This is a genomic window from Acidisoma silvae, assembly GCF_020618775.1.
Taxonomy (GTDB): Bacteria; Pseudomonadota; Alphaproteobacteria; order Acetobacterales; family Acetobacteraceae; genus Acidisoma; species Acidisoma silvae.
Genome location: NZ_JAESVB010000006.1, coordinates 158,679 through 175,778 on the forward strand (window position 1 = coordinate 158,679; position 17,100 = coordinate 175,778).

19 protein-coding genes are annotated in these 17,100 nt (G+C 63.7%); 10 read left to right on the forward strand and 9 right to left on the reverse strand.

Going from position 1 to position 17,100, the window contains the following annotated elements; all coding sequences use genetic code 11:
• Nucleotides 1-286 precede the first annotated feature (286 nt).
• The gene (locus ASILVAE211_RS14975) at nt 287-646 is read left to right on the forward strand and encodes a response regulator (RefSeq protein WP_227322142.1); all 360 of its coding nucleotides are present in this window, start codon (nt 287-289) and stop codon (nt 644-646) included.
• 20 nt (nt 647-666) lie between these two features.
• On the opposite strand, the gene ASILVAE211_RS14980 is transcribed toward ASILVAE211_RS14975, so the two are convergent.
• The 4 genes from ASILVAE211_RS14980 to cysE form a co-directional block, all read right to left on the reverse strand.
• The gene (locus ASILVAE211_RS14980; protein WP_319799576.1) at nt 667-1,356 is read right to left on the reverse strand and encodes a cysteine hydrolase family protein; all 690 of its coding nucleotides are present in this window, start codon (nt 1,354-1,356) and stop codon (nt 667-669) included.
• Between the two features lie 181 nt (nt 1,357-1,537).
• On the reverse strand, nt 1,538-2,698 hold the full coding sequence (locus ASILVAE211_RS14985; RefSeq protein ID WP_227322143.1) for an iron-containing alcohol dehydrogenase: 1,161 nt from the start codon (nt 2,696-2,698) through the stop codon (nt 1,538-1,540).
• Between the two features lie 81 nt (nt 2,699-2,779).
• A complete protein-coding gene (gene cysK, locus ASILVAE211_RS14990) occupies nt 2,780-3,712 on the reverse strand; it encodes a cysteine synthase A (protein ID WP_227322144.1) in 933 nt (310 codons plus the stop codon).
• A 108-nt stretch (nt 3,713-3,820) separates the two neighbouring features.
• Nucleotides 3,821-4,684, reverse strand: a complete 864-nt coding sequence (gene cysE, locus ASILVAE211_RS14995) for a serine O-acetyltransferase (RefSeq protein ID WP_227322145.1) — start codon at nt 4,682-4,684, stop codon at nt 3,821-3,823.
• A gap of 189 nt (nt 4,685-4,873) precedes the next feature.
• On the opposite strand from cysE, the gene ASILVAE211_RS15000 reads away from it, so the two are divergent.
• Entirely contained in the window at nt 4,874-5,560 is a 687-nt protein-coding gene (locus tag ASILVAE211_RS15000; protein ID WP_227322146.1) for an endonuclease/exonuclease/phosphatase family protein, read from the forward strand.
• On the opposite strand, the gene ASILVAE211_RS15005 is transcribed toward ASILVAE211_RS15000, so the two are convergent.
• The 4 genes from ASILVAE211_RS15005 to ASILVAE211_RS15020 are packed head-to-tail and all read right to left on the reverse strand — an operon-like array spanning nt 5,519 to nt 9,581.
• On the reverse strand, nt 5,519-6,610 hold the full coding sequence (locus tag ASILVAE211_RS15005; RefSeq protein ID WP_227322234.1) for an ABC transporter ATP-binding protein: 1,092 nt from the start codon (nt 6,608-6,610) through the stop codon (nt 5,519-5,521). The genes ASILVAE211_RS15000 and ASILVAE211_RS15005 overlap by 42 nt on opposite strands.
• Nucleotides 6,610-7,452, reverse strand: a complete 843-nt coding sequence (locus ASILVAE211_RS15010) for an ABC transporter permease (RefSeq protein WP_227322147.1) — start codon at nt 7,450-7,452, stop codon at nt 6,610-6,612. The genes ASILVAE211_RS15005 and ASILVAE211_RS15010 overlap by 1 nt, the downstream gene beginning before the upstream one ends.
• A 14-nt stretch (nt 7,453-7,466) precedes the next feature.
• Complete coding sequence (locus ASILVAE211_RS15015) at nt 7,467-8,411, reverse strand: ABC transporter permease (protein WP_227322148.1); 945 nt, start codon at nt 8,409-8,411, stop codon at nt 7,467-7,469.
• Nucleotides 8,412-8,453: 42 nt separating this feature from the next.
• The gene (locus ASILVAE211_RS15020; protein ID WP_227322149.1) at nt 8,454-9,581 is read right to left on the reverse strand and encodes an extracellular solute-binding protein; all 1,128 of its coding nucleotides are present in this window, start codon (nt 9,579-9,581) and stop codon (nt 8,454-8,456) included.
• Between the two features lie 404 nt (nt 9,582-9,985).
• Here ASILVAE211_RS15020 and ASILVAE211_RS15025 point away from each other — a divergent pair, with 404 nt between their 5' ends.
• Together ASILVAE211_RS15025 and ASILVAE211_RS15030 are read left to right on the forward strand one after the other, a co-directional pair.
• On the forward strand, nt 9,986-11,200 hold the full coding sequence (locus ASILVAE211_RS15025; RefSeq protein WP_227322150.1) for a PA0069 family radical SAM protein: 1,215 nt from the start codon (nt 9,986-9,988) through the stop codon (nt 11,198-11,200).
• A gap of 54 nt (nt 11,201-11,254) precedes the next feature.
• On the forward strand, nt 11,255-11,635 hold the full coding sequence (locus tag ASILVAE211_RS15030) for a DUF427 domain-containing protein (protein WP_227322151.1): 381 nt from the start codon (nt 11,255-11,257) through the stop codon (nt 11,633-11,635).
• Nucleotides 11,636-11,645: 10 nt separating this feature from the next.
• Here ASILVAE211_RS15030 and ASILVAE211_RS15035 read toward each other — a convergent pair whose 3' ends face one another.
• Nucleotides 11,646-12,197, reverse strand: coding sequence for a carbonic anhydrase (locus tag ASILVAE211_RS15035; protein ID WP_227322152.1), 552 nt, complete (start codon nt 12,195-12,197; stop codon nt 11,646-11,648).
• A 236-nt stretch (nt 12,198-12,433) separates the two neighbouring features.
• Here ASILVAE211_RS15035 and ASILVAE211_RS15040 point away from each other — a divergent pair, with 236 nt between their 5' ends.
• The 6 genes from ASILVAE211_RS15040 (at nt 12,434) to ASILVAE211_RS15065 (ending at nt 17,069) form a co-directional block, all read left to right on the forward strand.
• The gene (locus ASILVAE211_RS15040) at nt 12,434-13,381 is read left to right on the forward strand and encodes a GlxA family transcriptional regulator (RefSeq protein ID WP_227322153.1); all 948 of its coding nucleotides are present in this window, start codon (nt 12,434-12,436) and stop codon (nt 13,379-13,381) included.
• A 121-nt stretch (nt 13,382-13,502) separates the two neighbouring features.
• Complete coding sequence (locus ASILVAE211_RS15045; protein ID WP_227322154.1) at nt 13,503-14,084, forward strand: NUDIX domain-containing protein; 582 nt, start codon at nt 13,503-13,505, stop codon at nt 14,082-14,084.
• Nucleotides 14,085-14,142: 58 nt separating this feature from the next.
• The gene (locus tag ASILVAE211_RS15050) at nt 14,143-15,600 is read left to right on the forward strand and encodes a cryptochrome/photolyase family protein (RefSeq protein WP_227322155.1); all 1,458 of its coding nucleotides are present in this window, start codon (nt 14,143-14,145) and stop codon (nt 15,598-15,600) included.
• Nucleotides 15,600-16,061 (forward strand): hypothetical protein, encoded by a 462-nt coding sequence (locus ASILVAE211_RS15055; RefSeq protein WP_227322156.1) that lies wholly within the window; start codon nt 15,600-15,602, stop codon nt 16,059-16,061. The genes ASILVAE211_RS15050 and ASILVAE211_RS15055 overlap by 1 nt, the downstream gene beginning before the upstream one ends.
• 64 nt (nt 16,062-16,125) lie before the next feature.
• Nucleotides 16,126-16,362, forward strand: a complete 237-nt coding sequence (locus tag ASILVAE211_RS15060; RefSeq protein ID WP_227322157.1) for a CsbD family protein — start codon at nt 16,126-16,128, stop codon at nt 16,360-16,362.
• A 38-nt stretch (nt 16,363-16,400) separates the two neighbouring features.
• Nucleotides 16,401-17,069 (forward strand): CPBP family intramembrane glutamic endopeptidase, encoded by a 669-nt coding sequence (locus ASILVAE211_RS15065; protein WP_227322158.1) that lies wholly within the window; start codon nt 16,401-16,403, stop codon nt 17,067-17,069.
• Nucleotides 17,070-17,100 lie beyond the last annotated feature (31 nt).

A 17,100-nucleotide genomic window follows, 5' to 3' on the forward strand; every position in this document is an offset into this window, starting at 1 on the left:
ATGACTTTCCCGACGGCATCACACATCAGCACAAATAGGGATAGGCCATACGCGCATTTGCACTAAGTTTGACACCAAAGGGCATTGTGCAAAATGATGATCCATGCAGCCGGCGCAGAAATACTTCCCGACGCTAAGGCAATCCGGGCAAGGCTCGCGGAAAGTTGCCATGATCTTTTATTGAAATCGCTTGCATTACAGCCTGCAACGCGACAGTAGAGGAGCGCCGCGAAACTCAACCGGCCGTCGCTTCCTTACTCTCAGCAGTCATAACGGCCGGACAATAATGAGTGTTCTCCTCGTCGAAGATGAATGGCTTATCCGGACTATCATGTCCGAGGAACTGGTCGAGGCCGGCTTCGAGGTTAAATCCTTTGAGACGGGTGACGACGCGATGTCAGAACTGTCGAGCGATGTGCCGGCTTTCGATGTCCTGGTGACGGACATCCATATGCCAGGCCAAACCGACGGCATCGCGCTGGCCAAATCCGTGCGCGCCCGCTACCCGGATGTGCCGATCATCTACACGACAGGGCGGCCGGACGCGCTGTCCCGCGCGCATCTGCCGGGCGGCAATGTGGTGACTTTGGTAAAACCCTATAAGCCCAGCCGACTGATCGAAGCCATTCGCCACGTCCTCAATTGACGATGGCGTGGCGCTTGCCGTCAGAGCGCCGCGAGCAAGGCCTGTGATGTGGCAACCCAGCCGAAGATGCCGCCCTGGGCCTTGATCATGGCCAAGGCCGCCTCGTGGAATTCCGGAAAATACGAGCCGGTACAATCCGACAGAACCAAACAGTCGAAACCGCGATCATTAGCCTCGCGCACGGTTGTGTGAACGCAGACTTCCGTCGTGACGCCCGCGACGATCAGTCTGTCTATGCCGCGCCCACGCAGAATCGCCTCCAGATCGGTCGCGAAAAAGGCGCCCTTGCCGGGCTTGTCGATGACCGGCTCGCCGGCGATCGGTGCCAGTTCCGCGATGATGCCGTGACCCGGCTCACCGCGCACCAGGATGCGTCCCATGGGTCCGGCATCGCCGATCTTGGTTTGAAAATTACCGCGGCGATGCTTGGCGGGGGAGAGGTCGGACAGGTCCGGCCGGTGACCTTCGCGGGTATGAACCACAACCATGCCGGCCGCGCGGGCCGCCGCGAGCACGGAAGCCGTAGGCGCGATCGTGGTTCGCAGAAGCCCGACATCATTGCCCAGGGCATCCCCAAAGCCGCCGGTTTCCAAAAAATCGCGCTGCATATCGATGATGACAAGGGCGGTCCTGGCCGGCACCATGGCAAAATCATAAGGCTCGGCGGCGACCGAGACTGTCATGGGCTTAGGTTCGGGTGCGGTGCTCACAGGGCGCCTTCTACCTTGTCGACAAGATGAAACTAGCGATGCCCCTGGGGCGATGCAATCCTGAAGTCAGCGGAAGGCGGGGCTCGGCGTCCCGAGCCGCCCCCGAATACTGGAACGGCGCGGTAAATTATTACGATATCAAAAACATATGAAGCGCCACATGATATGGCAATGGAAGACATCAGAATGCTTCGCGATAGAGCGCCAAAGCATCCACTTCCGTCACCGTAACCGGATTATTGACGAGGAGGCGAGACTGCTTCATCGCGTCGGATGCCAGCAGGGCCAGGGAATTGTCTGTGACGCCGACATCGCGCAGCCTGCGGGGCGCGCCGCTGTCATTCATCAGCCGCTCCATCTCGGCGACGAAATCCTGGCTGCGTTCGGCGATGTCGCGCCCAGGGGCTGAGCCCAGAACAATGTCGGCAAGCTCGGCATAAAGCGGCGCCGCCGCTGCCATATTGAAGCGCAGCACCGGCCCCAGCATCAGCGCGTTCGATAGGCCATGCGGGACATGGTAATGCCCGCCCAGCGGATAGGCGAGCGCATGCACGGCCGCGACCGGCGCATTGGAAAAGGCCTGCCCGGCCAGGGTCGCGCCCAGCAGCATCGCCTCCCGCGCCGCGCGGTCCGCACCATTCCGGCAGGCGGCGATCAGATTGCCGCTCAGAAGCCGCAGCGCCTCGCGCGCCAGCGCATCCGACAGCGGATTCTTTTTGATCCTGCTGGTATAAGCCTCGATCGCATGGACCATGGCGTCGATCCCCGTCGCCGCCGTATGCAGCACGGGCAGCCCGACGGTCAGTTCCGCATCGAGAAGCGCCAGATCGGCATAGAGCTGCGGAGCGACGACGCCCATCTTGGTCGTCTCACCCGTGGTGATGATGGAGATATTGGTGACTTCGGACCCCGTGCCGGCCGTGGTCGGGATCAGCACCAGCGGCAGGCGGCTGCCCGTCACCTTGCCGATGCCGTAGATCTCGGCCAGCGGCTGATCGCTCGCCACCAGAACGGCGCAGAGCTTGGCGATGTCGAGGGAAGAGCCGCCGCCGAATCCGACGACAAGTTGAACACCGGCCGCCCTTGCCTGTTCGGCGCAGGCCAGCACGATGGCGTCCGGCGGGTCCGCCACCACGTCATCGAAGACCGTGACGGTAAAACCGGCTTCCGTCAGGCTTGCCAGGGCCGGTTCGGCCAGGCCCGCCCGGCGCACACCCTTATCGGTCACGACCATAACGCGCCGCGCGGCAAAGCGCGCCGCCAGCAGCGCACCCAGACGCCGCGCGCCCGACCATTCCACCAGGATGGCCGGGACGGTGCGAAATTCAAAAGAGTCGATCATCGCCGCCGCCTCGCCGATCCTGGATATCCTATCCTGTCCTGTCCTGCTGACGGATCACCCGCCAGCCGGAGGCCAGGCCTGTCAGTCCACCAGGTCGGCATAGAGGGCGGTGCTGAGATAGCGCTCGCCATAGGACGGGATGATGGTGACGATCAGCTTGCCCGCATTTTCGGGCCGCTTGGCGATTTCGATCGCCGCCCAGAGGGCCGCGCCGGAGGAGATGCCAACCAGCAGGCCTTCCTCGCGTGCCGCACGGCGCGCCATGTCGAAAGCGTCCTGCGCGGTGACGCGGACGATTTCATCATAGGAGGCGGTGTCGAGCACGTCCGGCACGAAGCCGGCGCCGATGCCCTGCAAGGGATGCGGGCCCTTCTTGCCGCCCGACAGGATGGGAGAGGCATCGGGCTCGACCGCAATCGCCTTGAAGGACGGCTTCCGCGCTTTCAAAACTTCGGACGTGCCGGTGATGGTGCCGCCGGTGCCGATGCCGGCGACCAGGAAATCAACCTCGCCGTCGGTGTCGCGCCAGATTTCCTCAGCCGTCGTATTGCGATGCACTTCCGGGTTCGCCGGGTTCTTGAACTGCTGCGGCATGAAATATTCAGGCCCGGAGGAGGCGATCTGCTCGGCGCGGGCGATGGCGCCGCCCATGCCGTCCGGACCCGGCGTCAGCACGATTTCGGCGCCATAGGCGCGGAGCAGCATGCGGCGTTCCTTGCTCATGGTCTCAGGCATGGTCAGGATGCAGCGATAGCCGCGTGCGGCGCAGACCATGGCCAGCGCGATGCCGGTATTGCCCGATGTCGGCTCGACGATGATGGAACTGGGGCCGATCAGCCCGGCCTTCTCGGCCGCCTCGATCATGGCGACGCCGATACGGTCTTTCACGCTATGGCCGGGGTTGAAATATTCCAGCTTGGCGACCACGCGGCCGGGCGCATCGCCCACCAGGCGCCGGATGGAGACCAGCGGCGTATTGCCGACCAGCGCGGTGACGTCATTGGCGATCTTCATGAAACTCTTCTCCGGGTAATCTCTGATAGGAGCTTACACGCCTGCGTTACTTCCCAAAACCGAGATGATTTTTCTCTTTTTGGCGGAAGCTGCGTCAGGCGCTTTCTCTCAAATGGCCCAGTCGAAGGAATCATACGCCAGGCTGGCCAGAACCTCATCAACACCGCCGAGCGAGGGGCCGGCGGAATTCATGCGCACCAGCTTCGCCGGCACGCCGGCGACGACGCCATTGGGCGGCACCGCGCGCAGCACGACGGAACCGGCGGCGATGCGCGAATTCTCACCGATTTCGATATTGCCCAGCACCTTGGCGCCGGCGCCGATCATGACGCCGCGCCGCACCTTGGGGTGACGGTCACCCGCCTGCTTGCCGGTGCCACCCAGGGTGACGCCCTGCAACAAAGACACGTCATCCTCGATCACCGCCGTCTCGCCCACCACAAGCCCGGTCGCGTGATCCAGAAAGATGCCTTTGCCCATGCGAACGGCGGGATGGATATCGGTCTGGAAGACTTCGGACGCGCGGCTTTGCAGGTAAAGCGCGAAATCGCGCTCGCCATTATTCCACAGGTAATGCGTCACGCGCTGCGCCTGGATGGCGTGGAAGCCCTTGAAATAGAGGAAGGGCTCGATGAAACGCTCGCAGGCCGGGTCACGATCGTAGACCGCCGCGATATCGGCCTTGAAAGCGGCGCTGATCGAAGGGTCGGCCGAAAGCGCGCGATGGAAGGCCTGCACGATCAACGGCAGGGAAATGACGTCGTTCTTCAGGCGGGAGGAGACGCGATGGCAGATCGCCGCCTCGAAGGACGGCTGGTTGATGATCGATTCCAGAAACAGCGTCGCCAGCGCCGGTGCCTTTTCATAGGCGACCTCCGCCTCGCGCCGCAGGCGCTCCCAGATCAGGTCGGTCGGATGATCGGCCGCGGTGCGGGGCACCACAGCCAGACCATTGCTTTTGGAACCACTCAAGGCGGTTTCTCCTGCGTCTTCGTCCTTGGGGCCAGTCGGCCAGGTTCGCTCATTTATACGGTAATCGAAGCGAGAACCATGTGAGGCCAGCGCATGCCGCCTCTTCGGCGCTGGTAGGTGCCCCGTCCCCTTCCATATTTATGTCAGGCCCTTACTCGACGGGTCCATCGCAGCCTTTAAGGTAGGGTCATGAAATTGATCAGCTGGAATCTGCTGCACCGGGAAGGCGCGGCCGTGGGCGAAGTCGCCCATCTTATCGAGACGGAGCAACCGGATGCCGTGCTGATGCAGGAGGTGACGGCGGAATTCGACGCCCTGCCGCGCCTGGTCGGCGGCAGCTACAGCCGCACCCCCCTGCCCGGCCGCCGTCATGGGCTGGCGATCTGGACGCGAAAGGCGACCTCAAGCCCACCCAATATCGTGACGCTGCCGGCCGGCGCCGTCGTGCGCCGTATCGCGCTCATCGCCGATCTGGGCCCCTTCAGCGTCGGCAATGTCCATCTGTCGCATTCGCAACTGCTCAACCGGAAGCAGTTGCGCCATGTGGCCGAGCACTTGCCCGCCCATGCCGCCGTGCTGGGCGACTATAATCTGGTCGGGCCGCCGCTGCTGCCGGGCTTTCAGGATGTGGGCCCGCGCGCGCCGACCCATCGGATGAGCGATATCCTGCCGCTGCGGCTGGACCGTTGCGTCATCCGCGGGTTGATCTGTCAGGAAACGGCGGTGCTGGACCGCGCCGGGTCAGACCACCACCCGATCATGGTGCGACTGACCCGTGCCGCCGATCCGCAACCCAGGGCGCGCGGCGCGCGCCCCTTTATCGCAAAAGCGGTGTTACTGGCGCGCCAGAACGCGGGGCGATTCCGGCGCCCATGACGCCCAGACCGGCATGCCGAGCGCGTAATGCCCGGCATGGTCGGAGGGCAGATCGGCCCAGATTTCGCCGGCATCGCCGTCATGCAGGCCAAGCTTGATGCGCGTCAGCGAGCCGAAGAAGGTCACTTCCTGCACGGTCGCGGGAACCGCGCCGGCCGGGGCGGCGACGTCGCGCTGGTTCAGCGTGACATGCTCGGGCCGCAGGAACAGTTCCACCGCGCTGCCGGCCGGATGCTGGCTGGCCGCATAGGCTAACAGATAGGCGTCACCCACCCGCACGCCGGCGCCATCCGTGGTGCCGGCCAGCACGCCGCCGGCACCGATGAAGCGCGCGACGAACCCGTCCGCCGGGGTGCGGTAGATTTCGGTCGGCGAGGCCATCTGCAGCACATGGCCTTCGCTCATCACCGCGACACGGTCGGAGATGGAGAGCGCCTCTTCCTGGTCATGCGTCACGAAGACGGTGGTGATGCCCGTCTCCTGCTGGATGCGGCGGATTTCGGAGCGGAGCTGCGCACGAACCTTCGCGTCCAGCGCCGAGAGCGGTTCGTCGAGCAGAAGAATATCCGGCTTCACGGCCAGCGCGCGGGCCAGGGCCACGCGCTGCTGCTGGCCGCCCGACATCTGATGCGGGAATTTATGGATATGGGCGCCCAAGCCCACCATGCCGAGCAGACGCTCGGCTTCGGAAAGCTGCGACTTGGTATCGCCCAGCCCGCGCACGCGCGGCCCGAAGCGCACGTTCTGCAAGGCCGTCATATTCGGGAAAAGACTATAGGCCTGGAAGACCATGCCCATGCGCCGCTTGTTCGGCGGCAGATGGGTCACGTCCTGCCCATTGAGCATGACCTGGCCATGATCGGGGGTTTCGAACCCAGCCAGGATGCGCAGCAGGGTTGTCTTGCCGCAGCCCGACGGCCCGAGCAGACAGACCAGCTCGCCCTGGGCCAGCTCCATGTCGATCTGCTTGAGCACGGTGCGGACACCGTAGGTTTTGCGGATGCCGGAAAGCGAGACGCCCGACATTGCGATATGCGCGGTGCTGTCCATCAATGCGCCCCTCCGACTGTCGCCGCGCCACGGCGGCTGGTTATTAAGACGCCAAGCATGAAGACCCAGGTCAGCAGGAAGGCAAACAGCGAGAGCGCGGCGGCCTCGGTGATCGCATTCTGACCGGTATCGTTGATGAAGACTGCGAAGTTATGGAAGAGCAGCACGCTGGCAAAGGTGAATTCACCGATGACGGTGGTCATGATCAGCAGCACGGCGCCGACCAGCGCGGAGCGCAGATTGGGCAGGATGACGAGGAAGATGATCTGTCCCCAGCCGCCGCCAAGCGACTGTCCCGCTTCCGTCAGCGTCCGCACGTCCAGCGTGCCGAGCCCGACTTCCAGAGACCGGAAGGTGTAAGGCAGGCACAGGAAGAAATAGGGAATGACGAGATAATTCGGCGTGCTGATGAGCCAGGCCGGGCCGGTATAGACCGTGGTCAGACCGGCGATGAGTGCCACGGCCGGAATGACGAAAGGCAGGTTCGAGATGAATTCGAACAGGGGCTTCAGCTTCGGTGCCTTGAGATGGACGAAGATCATCGCCGGCACCAGCAGCACGAAGGTGAGGATCATCGTCTCCACACCCAGGCGCAGCGACAGGAACAGGCTGGCCCAGAAGCCGGGGGCTTCGAACATCAGGACATAGGCGGACCAGCCGTATTTGCTGCCGCCTTCCCAGAAGCTGAAGATGCCGGTCATGACCAGCGGCGTGATGAAGAATATCGCGCCAAGCGCAATGATGATCCAATTGCCTGTGCTCAGCGTGCGGCGCGCGCCATAGGCTTTGCGCGCGCTGGGCTTGGGCAGAGGGGCTTCGACTTCGGAAGCGGTCACGCTCATGATCTGTCCCCTTCCTATCGGCGCCAGCGCGCCGCGTAGCGCGACACGAACGAATAGATGACGAGCACGACGGCCATGACGAGGATCATGCCGGTGGAGAGCGCGGCACCCACCTGCGGATCGGACATCACATTGCCCGACAGCACATTGCTGATATCGATGGTGACGAGCGCGATATTGCCGTCCGTCAGCGCATAGGGCGTCGCATAGGCCGAAAAGGCGCTGCCAAACAACAGCAGGAAGCCACCGAGCAGCGAAGGCGTGAGGATCGGCAGGCCGACGAGGCGCCAATATTGCCAGCTGGTGGCCCCCAGGCCGTCAGAGGCCTCGCGCCATTGCGCGCGCAACCCTTGGATCGCCGGGGTGATGATGATCAGCATCAGCGGGATCTGGAAATAGGCGAAGGTGATGGTCATGCCGGTCAGCGAATAGAGCGAGAAGCCCATGCCGTAGATATTGATGCCGAGATGCTTCAGGAAAATGGTGACGAAGCCCAGGCTGCCCAGCGTGCTGATAAAGGCGAAGGCCAGCGGCACGCCGGCGAAATTGGCGGCGACGGCCGAGAAACTGGTGACGATGGTGCGCAGGATCGACGGCGCACCGGGTTGCAGGCTGGCATAGGCCAGCAGAAAGCCGCCGATCAGGCCGGTGATGGCCGAGGCAACGCCGAGGATGAGGGAATTCTCAAAGGCGATGCGGTACTGATAGTCCCACAGGCCGAAGAAATAGGAGAGCGTGAAGCCCTTCTCGCCGATGAAGGTCTGCACGATCAGCACGACTGTCGGCGCGACCAGGAAGGCCAGCGTGAACAGCAGGAAGAGGCCGACGAAAATCCACGGAATGGCGCGCCCGAGCATGGCGCCCAGGCCGCCGGTTCCCGCGGATGCGGCAATCCGGGGGGCGCTTGGCCCCCCGAAAGACGCGGGTTGAGGTGCGATCGTATTGCCTGTCTGGCTCACTGAAGCCCCCAATCCTTTCGTCGTCCGATTTCAGAAGACGGCTTAGATGTGAACCAGCTGCGGCCAGAGCGTCGCCAGCACCTTCTGGGCCTTGGCAACCTGGTCCTGGGTCGCGAACGTGATGTTCGCATAAGGCGCCGCCGGCGGCAGCTTGGCCGAGAGGCTGGCCGAGATCAGGTTGCGCTTGGCGAGGTCAGCGTAGCGCGCCGGATGGGCATAGCCCGCCAGGAACAGCAGCTGGCCTTCGTCGGAATAGAGCCATTCCTGCCACAGCTTGGCGGCATTCGGGTGGGCGGCGTCAGCCGGGATCGCCTGGCAATAGAAGCTGCCATAGGGCTGGCTGCCTTCCGGCACGACCACTTCGATGGCGGCTTTGCCGACGGCGGCATCGCGATAGCCGAGCGACAGGTAGTCCCAGTTGATGACGATCGGTGCCTGACCGCTGACGAGCAGTGCCGGACCGGTGGCAGCCGCCGGGTTGAGGTTGCCGAGCTTCGCGAGTTCGGCGAAATACTTCACGCCCGGCGCGATGTCATCGAGCGAACCGCCATTGCCGAGAGCGGCCGCGAAGACGGCCGCGAAAGCGGCACCGGCGCCCAGCGGGCTGCCGTTGAGCGCGATCATGCCCTTGTATTCCGGCTTCTTCAGATCGGCCCAGCTGCGGGGCGCATTCTTCGCGACATTGGTATTGGTCGCGATGGAAACGACACCGAAATAGTCAGCAACCCAAAGACCGTTCGGGTCTTTCATGCCGTCCGGGATGCTGTCCCAGGTGGCGACCTTGTAGGGAGCAAAAAGGTTCTGCTTGACGCCGATGGCGGCGAAGGACGGGCCGATGTCGAGCGCATCCGGGGCGCGATCCTGGCCCTTCAGGGTGCGAACGGCCTGCAGTTCCTGGGCGGAGGAGCCGTCCGGATTGGCGTCGTCGATGGCGATGCCGTATTTCGCGGTGAACTGGTCCATGATGGCGCCGTAATTGGCCCAGTCACGCGGCAGGGTGATGACGTTGAGCTTGCCTTCCTTCTTGGCGGCAGCAATCAGGGCATCCATCTCGCTGGCGGCAAGAGCCGGGCGCAGACCAGGCACGGAGGCAAGCGCAGCACCGGCGGCGGCGGCAAAGCCAAGCTTCGCGTAGTCGCGGCGGCCGAAAAGCGGCTTTTCGATCGACATTAAAGGCTCCTGATACAAATCTGTGAAGAGAGCGATGCAAAAACCAGACGAGGCAAGCACGAGCTCTGACGAGAAACGACAGAGGAGGAGATCCATCCACCCGACGAGTGAGGCCGATACAGCCGGAAGACAGGGCGAACAATGCCAGTTTTATGACAGTTACCAGACAAGCATCTGGTCCGTGACTCATTCTAAGCGATCAGGCTGTGCCGATTGAATACAGCCGCCGCAAGAATGGGCCGAATGCGACAACCGGGTAGATCAATCTACTCTTTACGCTTTGAAAAACAATATTTTTTCCGAACGAATTCAATAGCGATTCGATACCTCGGAGCGATGTTCCTATTTTGTTCTTGACTTGCCGGACAGCAGGCGCGACCCTTCGGCTCAAGAAGGAGGACCCGATGCCTCAGATCGAAAAGACAGCGACGGCTGCCCCGCATCACCGGGCAACCGGCCCCGCGCGTCTGCGCCTGACCCGCAACCGGGCGGGCGATGCCGCGTCCGCTCCGGCGACACCGACCCTCGCCCGCTCCGGGCGCGGCGCCACCACCAATCCCGGCGTGCGCTTCGAGACGCAGCAGGCCGTGGCCGTGGATGACGGCTGGGGATCGCTCGACGCCTGTTTCGGTGACCTGCCACCGCTGGAAACGACGCTGATCCGGGACAGTTCGCGCACCGCCATCGCCCGCAACAGCAGCCCCGATTTGGGATTTGACCGGTCAATCAACCCCTATCGCGGCTGTGAGCATGGCTGCATCTATTGCTTCGCCCGGCCCAGCCACGCCTATCTGGGCTATTCACCCGGTCTCGATTTCGAAACGAAACTGCTGTTCAAGCCGGAGATCGCGAGCCTGCTGGCGAAGGAACTGTGCCGGCCGTCCTATGAGGCGAAGCCCATCACGCTCGGCGCCAATACCGACCCGTATCAGCCGATCGAGCGGCGGCTGCAACTGACGCGGCAGGTGCTGGAGGTGCTGCGCGATTTCGGCCACCCGGTCAGCATCGTCACCAAATCCGCGCTGGTGCTGCGCGACCTCGACATCCTGCGCGACATGGCGGCGCGCGGACTGGCGCATGTCTATCTGTCCATTACCACGCTGGACCCGGCTCTGGCACGCGTGATGGAGCCCCGCGCCTCGGCGCCGCATCTGCGGCTGCGGGCGGTGGCCGCATTGAAACAGGCCGGCGTGCCGGTGGGCGTTCTGTCGGCGCCGATGATCCCCGGCCTGAACGATGTCGAGCTGGAAGCGATCATCGCGGCCTCGGCCGAAGCGGGCGCCAGCCGGGCCGGCTATGTCATGCTGCGCCTGCCGCTGGAATTGCGGGAGATGTTCGAGGCCTGGCTGCACCAGCATGTACCGGCCCGCGCCGCGCATGTGCTGAGCCTGGTGCGGCAGGTGCGCGGCGGCGCGCTGTATGACGCGCGTTTCGGCCAGCGCTTTACCGGCACCGGCGCCTATGCCGATCTGATCGCCCAGCGCTTTCAGATGGCAAGCCGCCGCCACGGCCTGAACGGCGGCATGGCGAAGCTGGACGTGTCGCAGTTCCACGTGCCGGAGCGGTTTCGCGCGACGCCTGCGTCGGCCAAGCCAGAAAAGCAGATGTCGCTGTTCTGACCGGACAGGACTAGATTGCCGCTGCGGTTTTTCGACATCTCAGGGAGACGTGCCTTGACCGAGAAGACGATCAAAATACCCGGCCCCGACCATCCGATCAGCGTCGAGGCCAATCCGAAACGCATCGTCGTCACGCTTGGCGGCAAAGTCATCGCGGATAGCAAATCCGCCCTGACCCTGCGTGAAGCGAATTATCCGGCGGTGCAGTATATTCCGCGCGCCGATGTGGCGATGGACCTGCTGCAACGCTCGGCGACCGCAAGCTATTGCCCCTATAAGGGCGAGGCGTCCTATTTCAGCATCAAGGCCGGCGAAACGGCATCCGCCGGCGCGATCTGGACCTATGAAGCGCCCTACCCGTCCGTCGCCGGGATTAAGGATCACCTCGCCTTCTATCCCAGCCGCGTCGACGCCATCACCGAACAGGCGGACTGACGGCCGGAGTTCAGGCAGCGGCGCTTCCGTCCAACGGCGCGGGCGGCACAACGACCTCCACGCGACCGGTCGCGACGCCATAGACCAGACCCGCGACCCAGGCGCCGGTCTTCTTCGGATTGCGTTTAAGGGCAGCGACATCCATGGCGACCGAGGCATAAGGGTCAGTGATCGCCATCTCCGCGAGGCCCGCGACTGTCGTGCCCAAATGCTTGGCCAGCAGATCCGGCGCCTGGGCCATGCAATGGCGAATGCCGCAATCGGTGTGATGCAGCACGACGAAGGTCCATTCGGGCCCCATATCGCCGTCCATCGCGCGCACGACCGCGCGCAGCAGCGCCATGGTCTGCAATGTTCCCGGATCGGTGCGGCCGCCGACATTGCGGATGATGGCGGCCTCCCCCGGCGTCAGGTTGAAAATGTCGAAAGGATCGACGCGCGGATCGGCGCAGGTAAGGATGGTCGTCTTGCGTGACGGCATCATCCTCAATCCGGCGACAAAGCCCTCGGCCACGTAATCATCGTTACGGCAAGTCAATCCGCTTATGATGTCAGACGTCACGCGCGCCTCCTGATTCTGATAAGACATGCTATCGATTGTCGCATCGCCAGTATCGACATAACGGAATACAATCTGTCTGGACCGCATGTTCATGAAGCCCAATTCAGATTGGTGGACTGGATTGATGCTTTACTGACCTGATTGATAAGAACGGCATTTATTATTTCTCTGATAGCAAGCTTTACCCTCGCACCAAATGTCATATACCCCTCGTTTCGGGTCACAAAGGTATCGCCATGCTCACGGTCGGCTTTGTCGTCTCCCCCGGCTTTCCGATCATGAGCCTGGCCGCGCTCTCGGTCTTCGAATTCGCCAATGTCAGCACGGGGCGGGATTGCTATGACATCCATATCCTGTCCGAAACAGGCGGTCCCATTCGCACCGCCATGGGCACAAGCCTGGAAACGGCAGCATGGGGCGAGCGGCATTTCGACACGCTGATCATCGGCGGCAATACGGCCGTGCACCCGACCTCCGCTGGCCTGCAAAGCTTCATCACGGCGGCCGCCCGCACCTCCCGCCGTCTTTCCTCCATCTGTACCGGCGTCTTCGCCTTGGCCGATACCGGCGTGCTGGGACAGCGGCGTGTGACCACGCACTGGCTGTTTACCGAAGACTTCGCAAACCGCTTCCCCGATCTGCGCCTAGACAGGGATCGCATCTTCATCGTCGACGGCCCGATCTGGACAGCGGCCGGCAATAGCGCCGGCATCGACCTGACGCTGGCCATGCTCGAGATGGATTACGGCGCGGCGCTTGCGCATGACGTCGCGCGGATCATGGTCGTCGACCATCTGCGTCCCGGTGCCGGGTCCCAGCATTCGGCCATGCTGGCCATGAAACCCCGATCGGACCGCATCCAGGCGGCACTGGCCCATGCGCGGCAGAATTTGCAGGCGGTCCTGTCGGTGGAGGTGCTGGCCCAGGTCGCGGGGCTCAGCCCCCGACAGTTCAGCCGCGCCTTTCAGGCGGAAACCGGCACCTCACCCGCCAAGGCGATCGAGACCCTGCGCATCGAGGCCGCGCAATTGATGATCGCGCAAAGCTGCCACCCTATCGAAATCATTGCGGCAGAAAGCGGTTTCGGAGACCAGGAGCGGATGCGCCGCGCCTTCCTCCGCGGTCTCGGGCGGCCGCCGCAGGCAGTCCGCGCCCAGGCGAAAGCGCGGAGCGCACGGGGCTAGACGGCGCCCTGAATGATGGCAACGCCCAAGTCGCGGAAAGGGGCCAGCCGAGCGGGCGCGGCATTGCCTCCGCATGATATTGCACGTTTTGTCGCGCAATCACCGCTGGCTGGAGACTGACATGAGCATTGCCGACCGCGTTCAGGTGCATGAGGTGCAGACACTTTCAGCCGATTGGTATGTGCTGAAAAAGACCCGTTTCAGCTTCCGCCGCAGCGACGGCGCCTGGCAGGAGCAATGGCGGGAGACCTATGATCGCGGCAATGGCGCGACCATCCTGCTCTATAATCGCGACCGGCGGACGGTCATCCTCACCCGCCAGTTCCGCTATCCGGCCTTCGTCAACGGCCATGACGATCTGATGATCGAAACGCCCGCCGGTCTGCTGGATGCGGCCGAGCCCGAGGCCCGCATCCGCGCCGAGGTGGAGGAGGAAACCGGCTTCCGTGTCGGCACCGTCGAGCCGATTTTCGATGCCTTCATGAGCCCCGGCTCGGTGACCGAAAAGCTGCATTTCTTCGTCGCGCCCTATGAACCGCAGGACAAGGTCGGCGCCGGCGGCGGCAATATCGAGGAAGGCGAGGATATCGGCCTGCTGGAGATGGATATCGATGCGGCGCTCGTCGCCATCCGTAGCGGCATGATCTGCGACGCCAAGACCATCATGCTGCTGCAATACGCGGCGCTTCACATCTTCCGCTGAAGGGTCTCTTTCCAGAAAGCCGCGCCTATCTCATTGTCGTCGTGAGATGAGGCAGCAGATGGCGCGCGTGACGAAAAGCAAGACGAAACAGGCACCGGTCCTGCTGTGGTTCCGGCGCGATCTGCGGCTGACCGACCAGGATGCCGTGGCGGCGGCGGCGGAATCCGGCGCGCCGGTTATCCCTGTCTTCATCCTCGATGACAGCGACCGCAAACCGCAGCGCGCCATCGGCGGGGCCGCCCGCTGGTGGCTGCATCACAGCCTGGAAAGCCTGGCCGGCAGCCTGGACAAGCTGGGCAGCCCGCTGATCCTGCGCCGAGGCGACGCGGTCGAGACCATCCTGGCGCTGGTGCAGGAAACCGGGGCTGAGGCCATCCATACCGGTTTCATGCCCGACCCCGGTGATCGCGCGACGGATAAGGCCATTGCCGAAGCCCTGGAACGGCAGGATTGCCGTCTGCATCGCCATCGCACCGCGCTGCTGCACGATCCGCACAAGATCAAAACCCAGACGGGCAATCCGTTCCGCGTCTTCACGCCCTTTTCCAAGGCTTTCGAGGCGCAGGTGCATGTGCGTCCGCCCGCTCCCGCGCCGAAACATCTCATCCCCAGCACCCAGACGAAATCGGACAAGCTCGCGGATTGGGAACTGCTGCCGACCATCCCCTGGGACAAGGGCATGGCCGAGGAATGGACGCCCGGTGAGGCGGGCGCTGGGGTGCGGCTGGCCGATTTCGTGGCCGATGCCGTGAACGATTACGAAAAGGGCCGCGATATTCCGGGCGATGCCGGCACGTCCCGCCTATCGCCGCATCTGCATTGGGGCGAGATTTCGCCCTGGCAGGTTTGGGAAGTGGTGGGCGAGGCCAAGGGCCATGGCGGTGTCGCGACCTACCGGCGCGAATTGATCTGGCGGGAATTCGCGGCCCATCTGCTGTGGCATTTTCCGCAAATCACCGACCAGCCTTTACGCCCGGAATTTGCCGAATTTCCCTGGCGGGAGGACCATGCCGGCGAGACGGCCTGGCAGCGCGGCCAGACCGGCATTCCCATCGTCGATGCCGGCATGCGGGAACTGTGGGCGCTGGGCTGGATGCATAACCGCGTCCGCATGATCGTCGCCTCGCTATTGGTGAAGCACCTCCTCATTCCCTGGAAGGACGGAGAAAACTGGTTCTGGGATACGCTGGTCGATGCCGACCTCGCCGCCAATTGCGTGAACTGGCAATGGGTCGCGGGCTGCGGGGCGGATGCCGCGCCCTTTTTCCGCATCTTCAATCCCGTGTTGCAAGGCAAGAAGTTCGACCCCAGCGGCCGCTATGTGCGGGACTGGGTGCCGGAACTGGCGAAACTGCCCGACGCCTATATCCATGAACCCTGGACGGCGCCGGAGGCCGTGCTGCGCGCCGCCGGGGTGAGGTTGGGCGTAACCTACCCGATGCCGGTGGTGGACTTGGCCGCTGGCCGCGCAAGGGCGCTGGCTGCGCTGAAACAGGCGACAGGACGCGGCAGCTGATGGACCCTGCCGCCGCCGCCCCGCCCGTCTCGCCGCTTGAATGGGCCATGCTGGCCATCGGCCTGGTACTGGCGCTGCTGGTTCTGGTGCTGCGGCGAGGACCGGCACCGTCACGCCGCCGGCGCTGGCTGACAACCGCCTTGCTGACGCTGAGCTGCCTGCTGACCACCGTCGGGCTTGGCGCGATCCTGACCAGCCATAGCCTTGCCCTGGCCGAACTGACCAACCAGACCTGGTTCATCCTGCCAATGATCGCTTTGGCGATCCTGGCCTTCATCGCGAAACAGACCGTGGGCATCTTCTACGGCGTGGTGGAGATCATCGTCGCACTGCTGATGTTCTGGTTTTCGGTGCGCGCCCATAATGACAGCCTGCTGGTCAAGGGGCTGACACTCTCCTCCGGCGTTTACGTTTTTGTGCGCGGGATGGAGACCGTGCGGAACGGGTTGCGGCGCCGCTGAGACGGCTTGCAACTTCGCCCTGCCGACCTATCTCCTGGTCATAACAAGCTTGGGGACAACTGCCATGGGCCGCAGCACTTTCTCTTCCTCCGCCCGCGACACCGCGGGCCGCATTCAGGACGCCGTCGGCGATTTCGCGGATGACGCGCAGGACGAAGCCCGCCGCCGTTACCGCAGCGCGCGTGGGCAGGCCGAGGGCTATGTCGAGGAAGCCACCGACCGTATCCGCGAACAGCCGCTGGTCGCCGGCCTTGCCATTCTCGCCATCGGCTATCTGCTCGGCCGCCTTCGCATTCTGTAAATCTTGATGCGCGAGGCTCGCTGGCCGAGACTGCCGGCATGAGCATCGACACGACATCCGAGCAAGCCCGGAGGCCAGCCTCCGGGCTTTTGCTTGCCCGCCTGGCGCTGGAATTCGCCGCCATCTTCATCGGCGGCCCCCTGGCCATCCTGGCCATTCATCGCGGCGGCATTCTGTTTCTGGTGCTGTGGCTGGGCGCGCTGATCGCCTGGGCCGGCACGCGCGGCCGTCCGGCCTTGCCCAAACCTGCCCTGCGGCGTGAGATCAGAGGCATTCTGATCCGCTTCGCCGTGCTGGCGCCGGCGATCACGCTGGTGACCTGGGCCGCCTTCCCGCATCTGTTCCTCAGCCTGCCGCGCCAGCGCCCGTTATTCTGGGCGCTGATCATGGTGCTGTATCCGCTGCTGTCGGTCTGGCCGCAGGAAATGCTGTATCGCAGCCTGCTGTTTCACCGCTATCGCGCGCTGTTTCGCAGCGATGTCGCGCTGATCGTGGCGAGCGCCATCGCCTTCGGCTTCGCGCATATTATCTTCTTGAACTGGATCGCCATCGCCATGACGGCGGCCGGCGGATTGCTGTTCGCGCGGGACTATGCGCGGCACCGGTCATTGCCGCTGACCTGCCTGGAACATAGTCTTTACGGTTGCCTGATCTTCACCGTGGGCCTGGGCCGGTTTTTCTATACGGGCGCGGCCTGGCATCATTAACTTGCACAAGCAACCGCATCGTCATGGAAGA

Excerpts from the sequence above, each read along its gene's own strand:
- ASILVAE211_RS15025 (WP_227322150.1), top strand. The coding sequence starts at position 9,986 with ATGCCTCAGATCGAAAAGACAGCGACGGCTGCCCCGCATCACCGGGCA.
- ASILVAE211_RS15010 (WP_227322147.1), bottom strand. The coding sequence starts at position 7,452 with ATGAGCGTGACCGCTTCCGAAGTCGAAGCCCCTCTGCCCAAGCCCAGC.
- ASILVAE211_RS15045 (WP_227322154.1), top strand. The coding sequence starts at position 13,503 with ATGAGCATTGCCGACCGCGTTCAGGTGCATGAGGTGCAGACACTTTCA.
- ASILVAE211_RS14985 (WP_227322143.1), bottom strand. The coding sequence starts at position 2,698 with ATGATCGACTCTTTTGAATTTCGCACCGTCCCGGCCATCCTGGTGGAA.
- ASILVAE211_RS15005 (WP_227322234.1), bottom strand. The coding sequence starts at position 6,610 with ATGGACAGCACCGCGCATATCGCAATGTCGGGCGTCTCGCTTTCCGGC.
- ASILVAE211_RS15040 (WP_227322153.1), top strand. The coding sequence starts at position 12,434 with ATGCTCACGGTCGGCTTTGTCGTCTCCCCCGGCTTTCCGATCATGAGC.
- ASILVAE211_RS15050 (WP_227322155.1), top strand. The coding sequence starts at position 14,143 with ATGGCGCGCGTGACGAAAAGCAAGACGAAACAGGCACCGGTCCTGCTG.
- ASILVAE211_RS15060 (WP_227322157.1), top strand. The coding sequence starts at position 16,126 with ATGGGCCGCAGCACTTTCTCTTCCTCCGCCCGCGACACCGCGGGCCGC.
- ASILVAE211_RS14975 (WP_227322142.1), top strand. The coding sequence starts at position 287 with ATGAGTGTTCTCCTCGTCGAAGATGAATGGCTTATCCGGACTATCATG.
- cysK (WP_227322144.1), bottom strand. The coding sequence starts at position 3,712 with ATGAAGATCGCCAATGACGTCACCGCGCTGGTCGGCAATACGCCGCTG.
- ASILVAE211_RS15065 (WP_227322158.1), top strand. The coding sequence starts at position 16,401 with ATGAGCATCGACACGACATCCGAGCAAGCCCGGAGGCCAGCCTCCGGG.
- ASILVAE211_RS15020 (WP_227322149.1), bottom strand. The coding sequence starts at position 9,581 with ATGTCGATCGAAAAGCCGCTTTTCGGCCGCCGCGACTACGCGAAGCTT.
- ASILVAE211_RS15055 (WP_227322156.1), top strand. The coding sequence starts at position 15,600 with ATGGACCCTGCCGCCGCCGCCCCGCCCGTCTCGCCGCTTGAATGGGCC.
- ASILVAE211_RS15000 (WP_227322146.1), top strand. The coding sequence starts at position 4,874 with ATGAAATTGATCAGCTGGAATCTGCTGCACCGGGAAGGCGCGGCCGTG.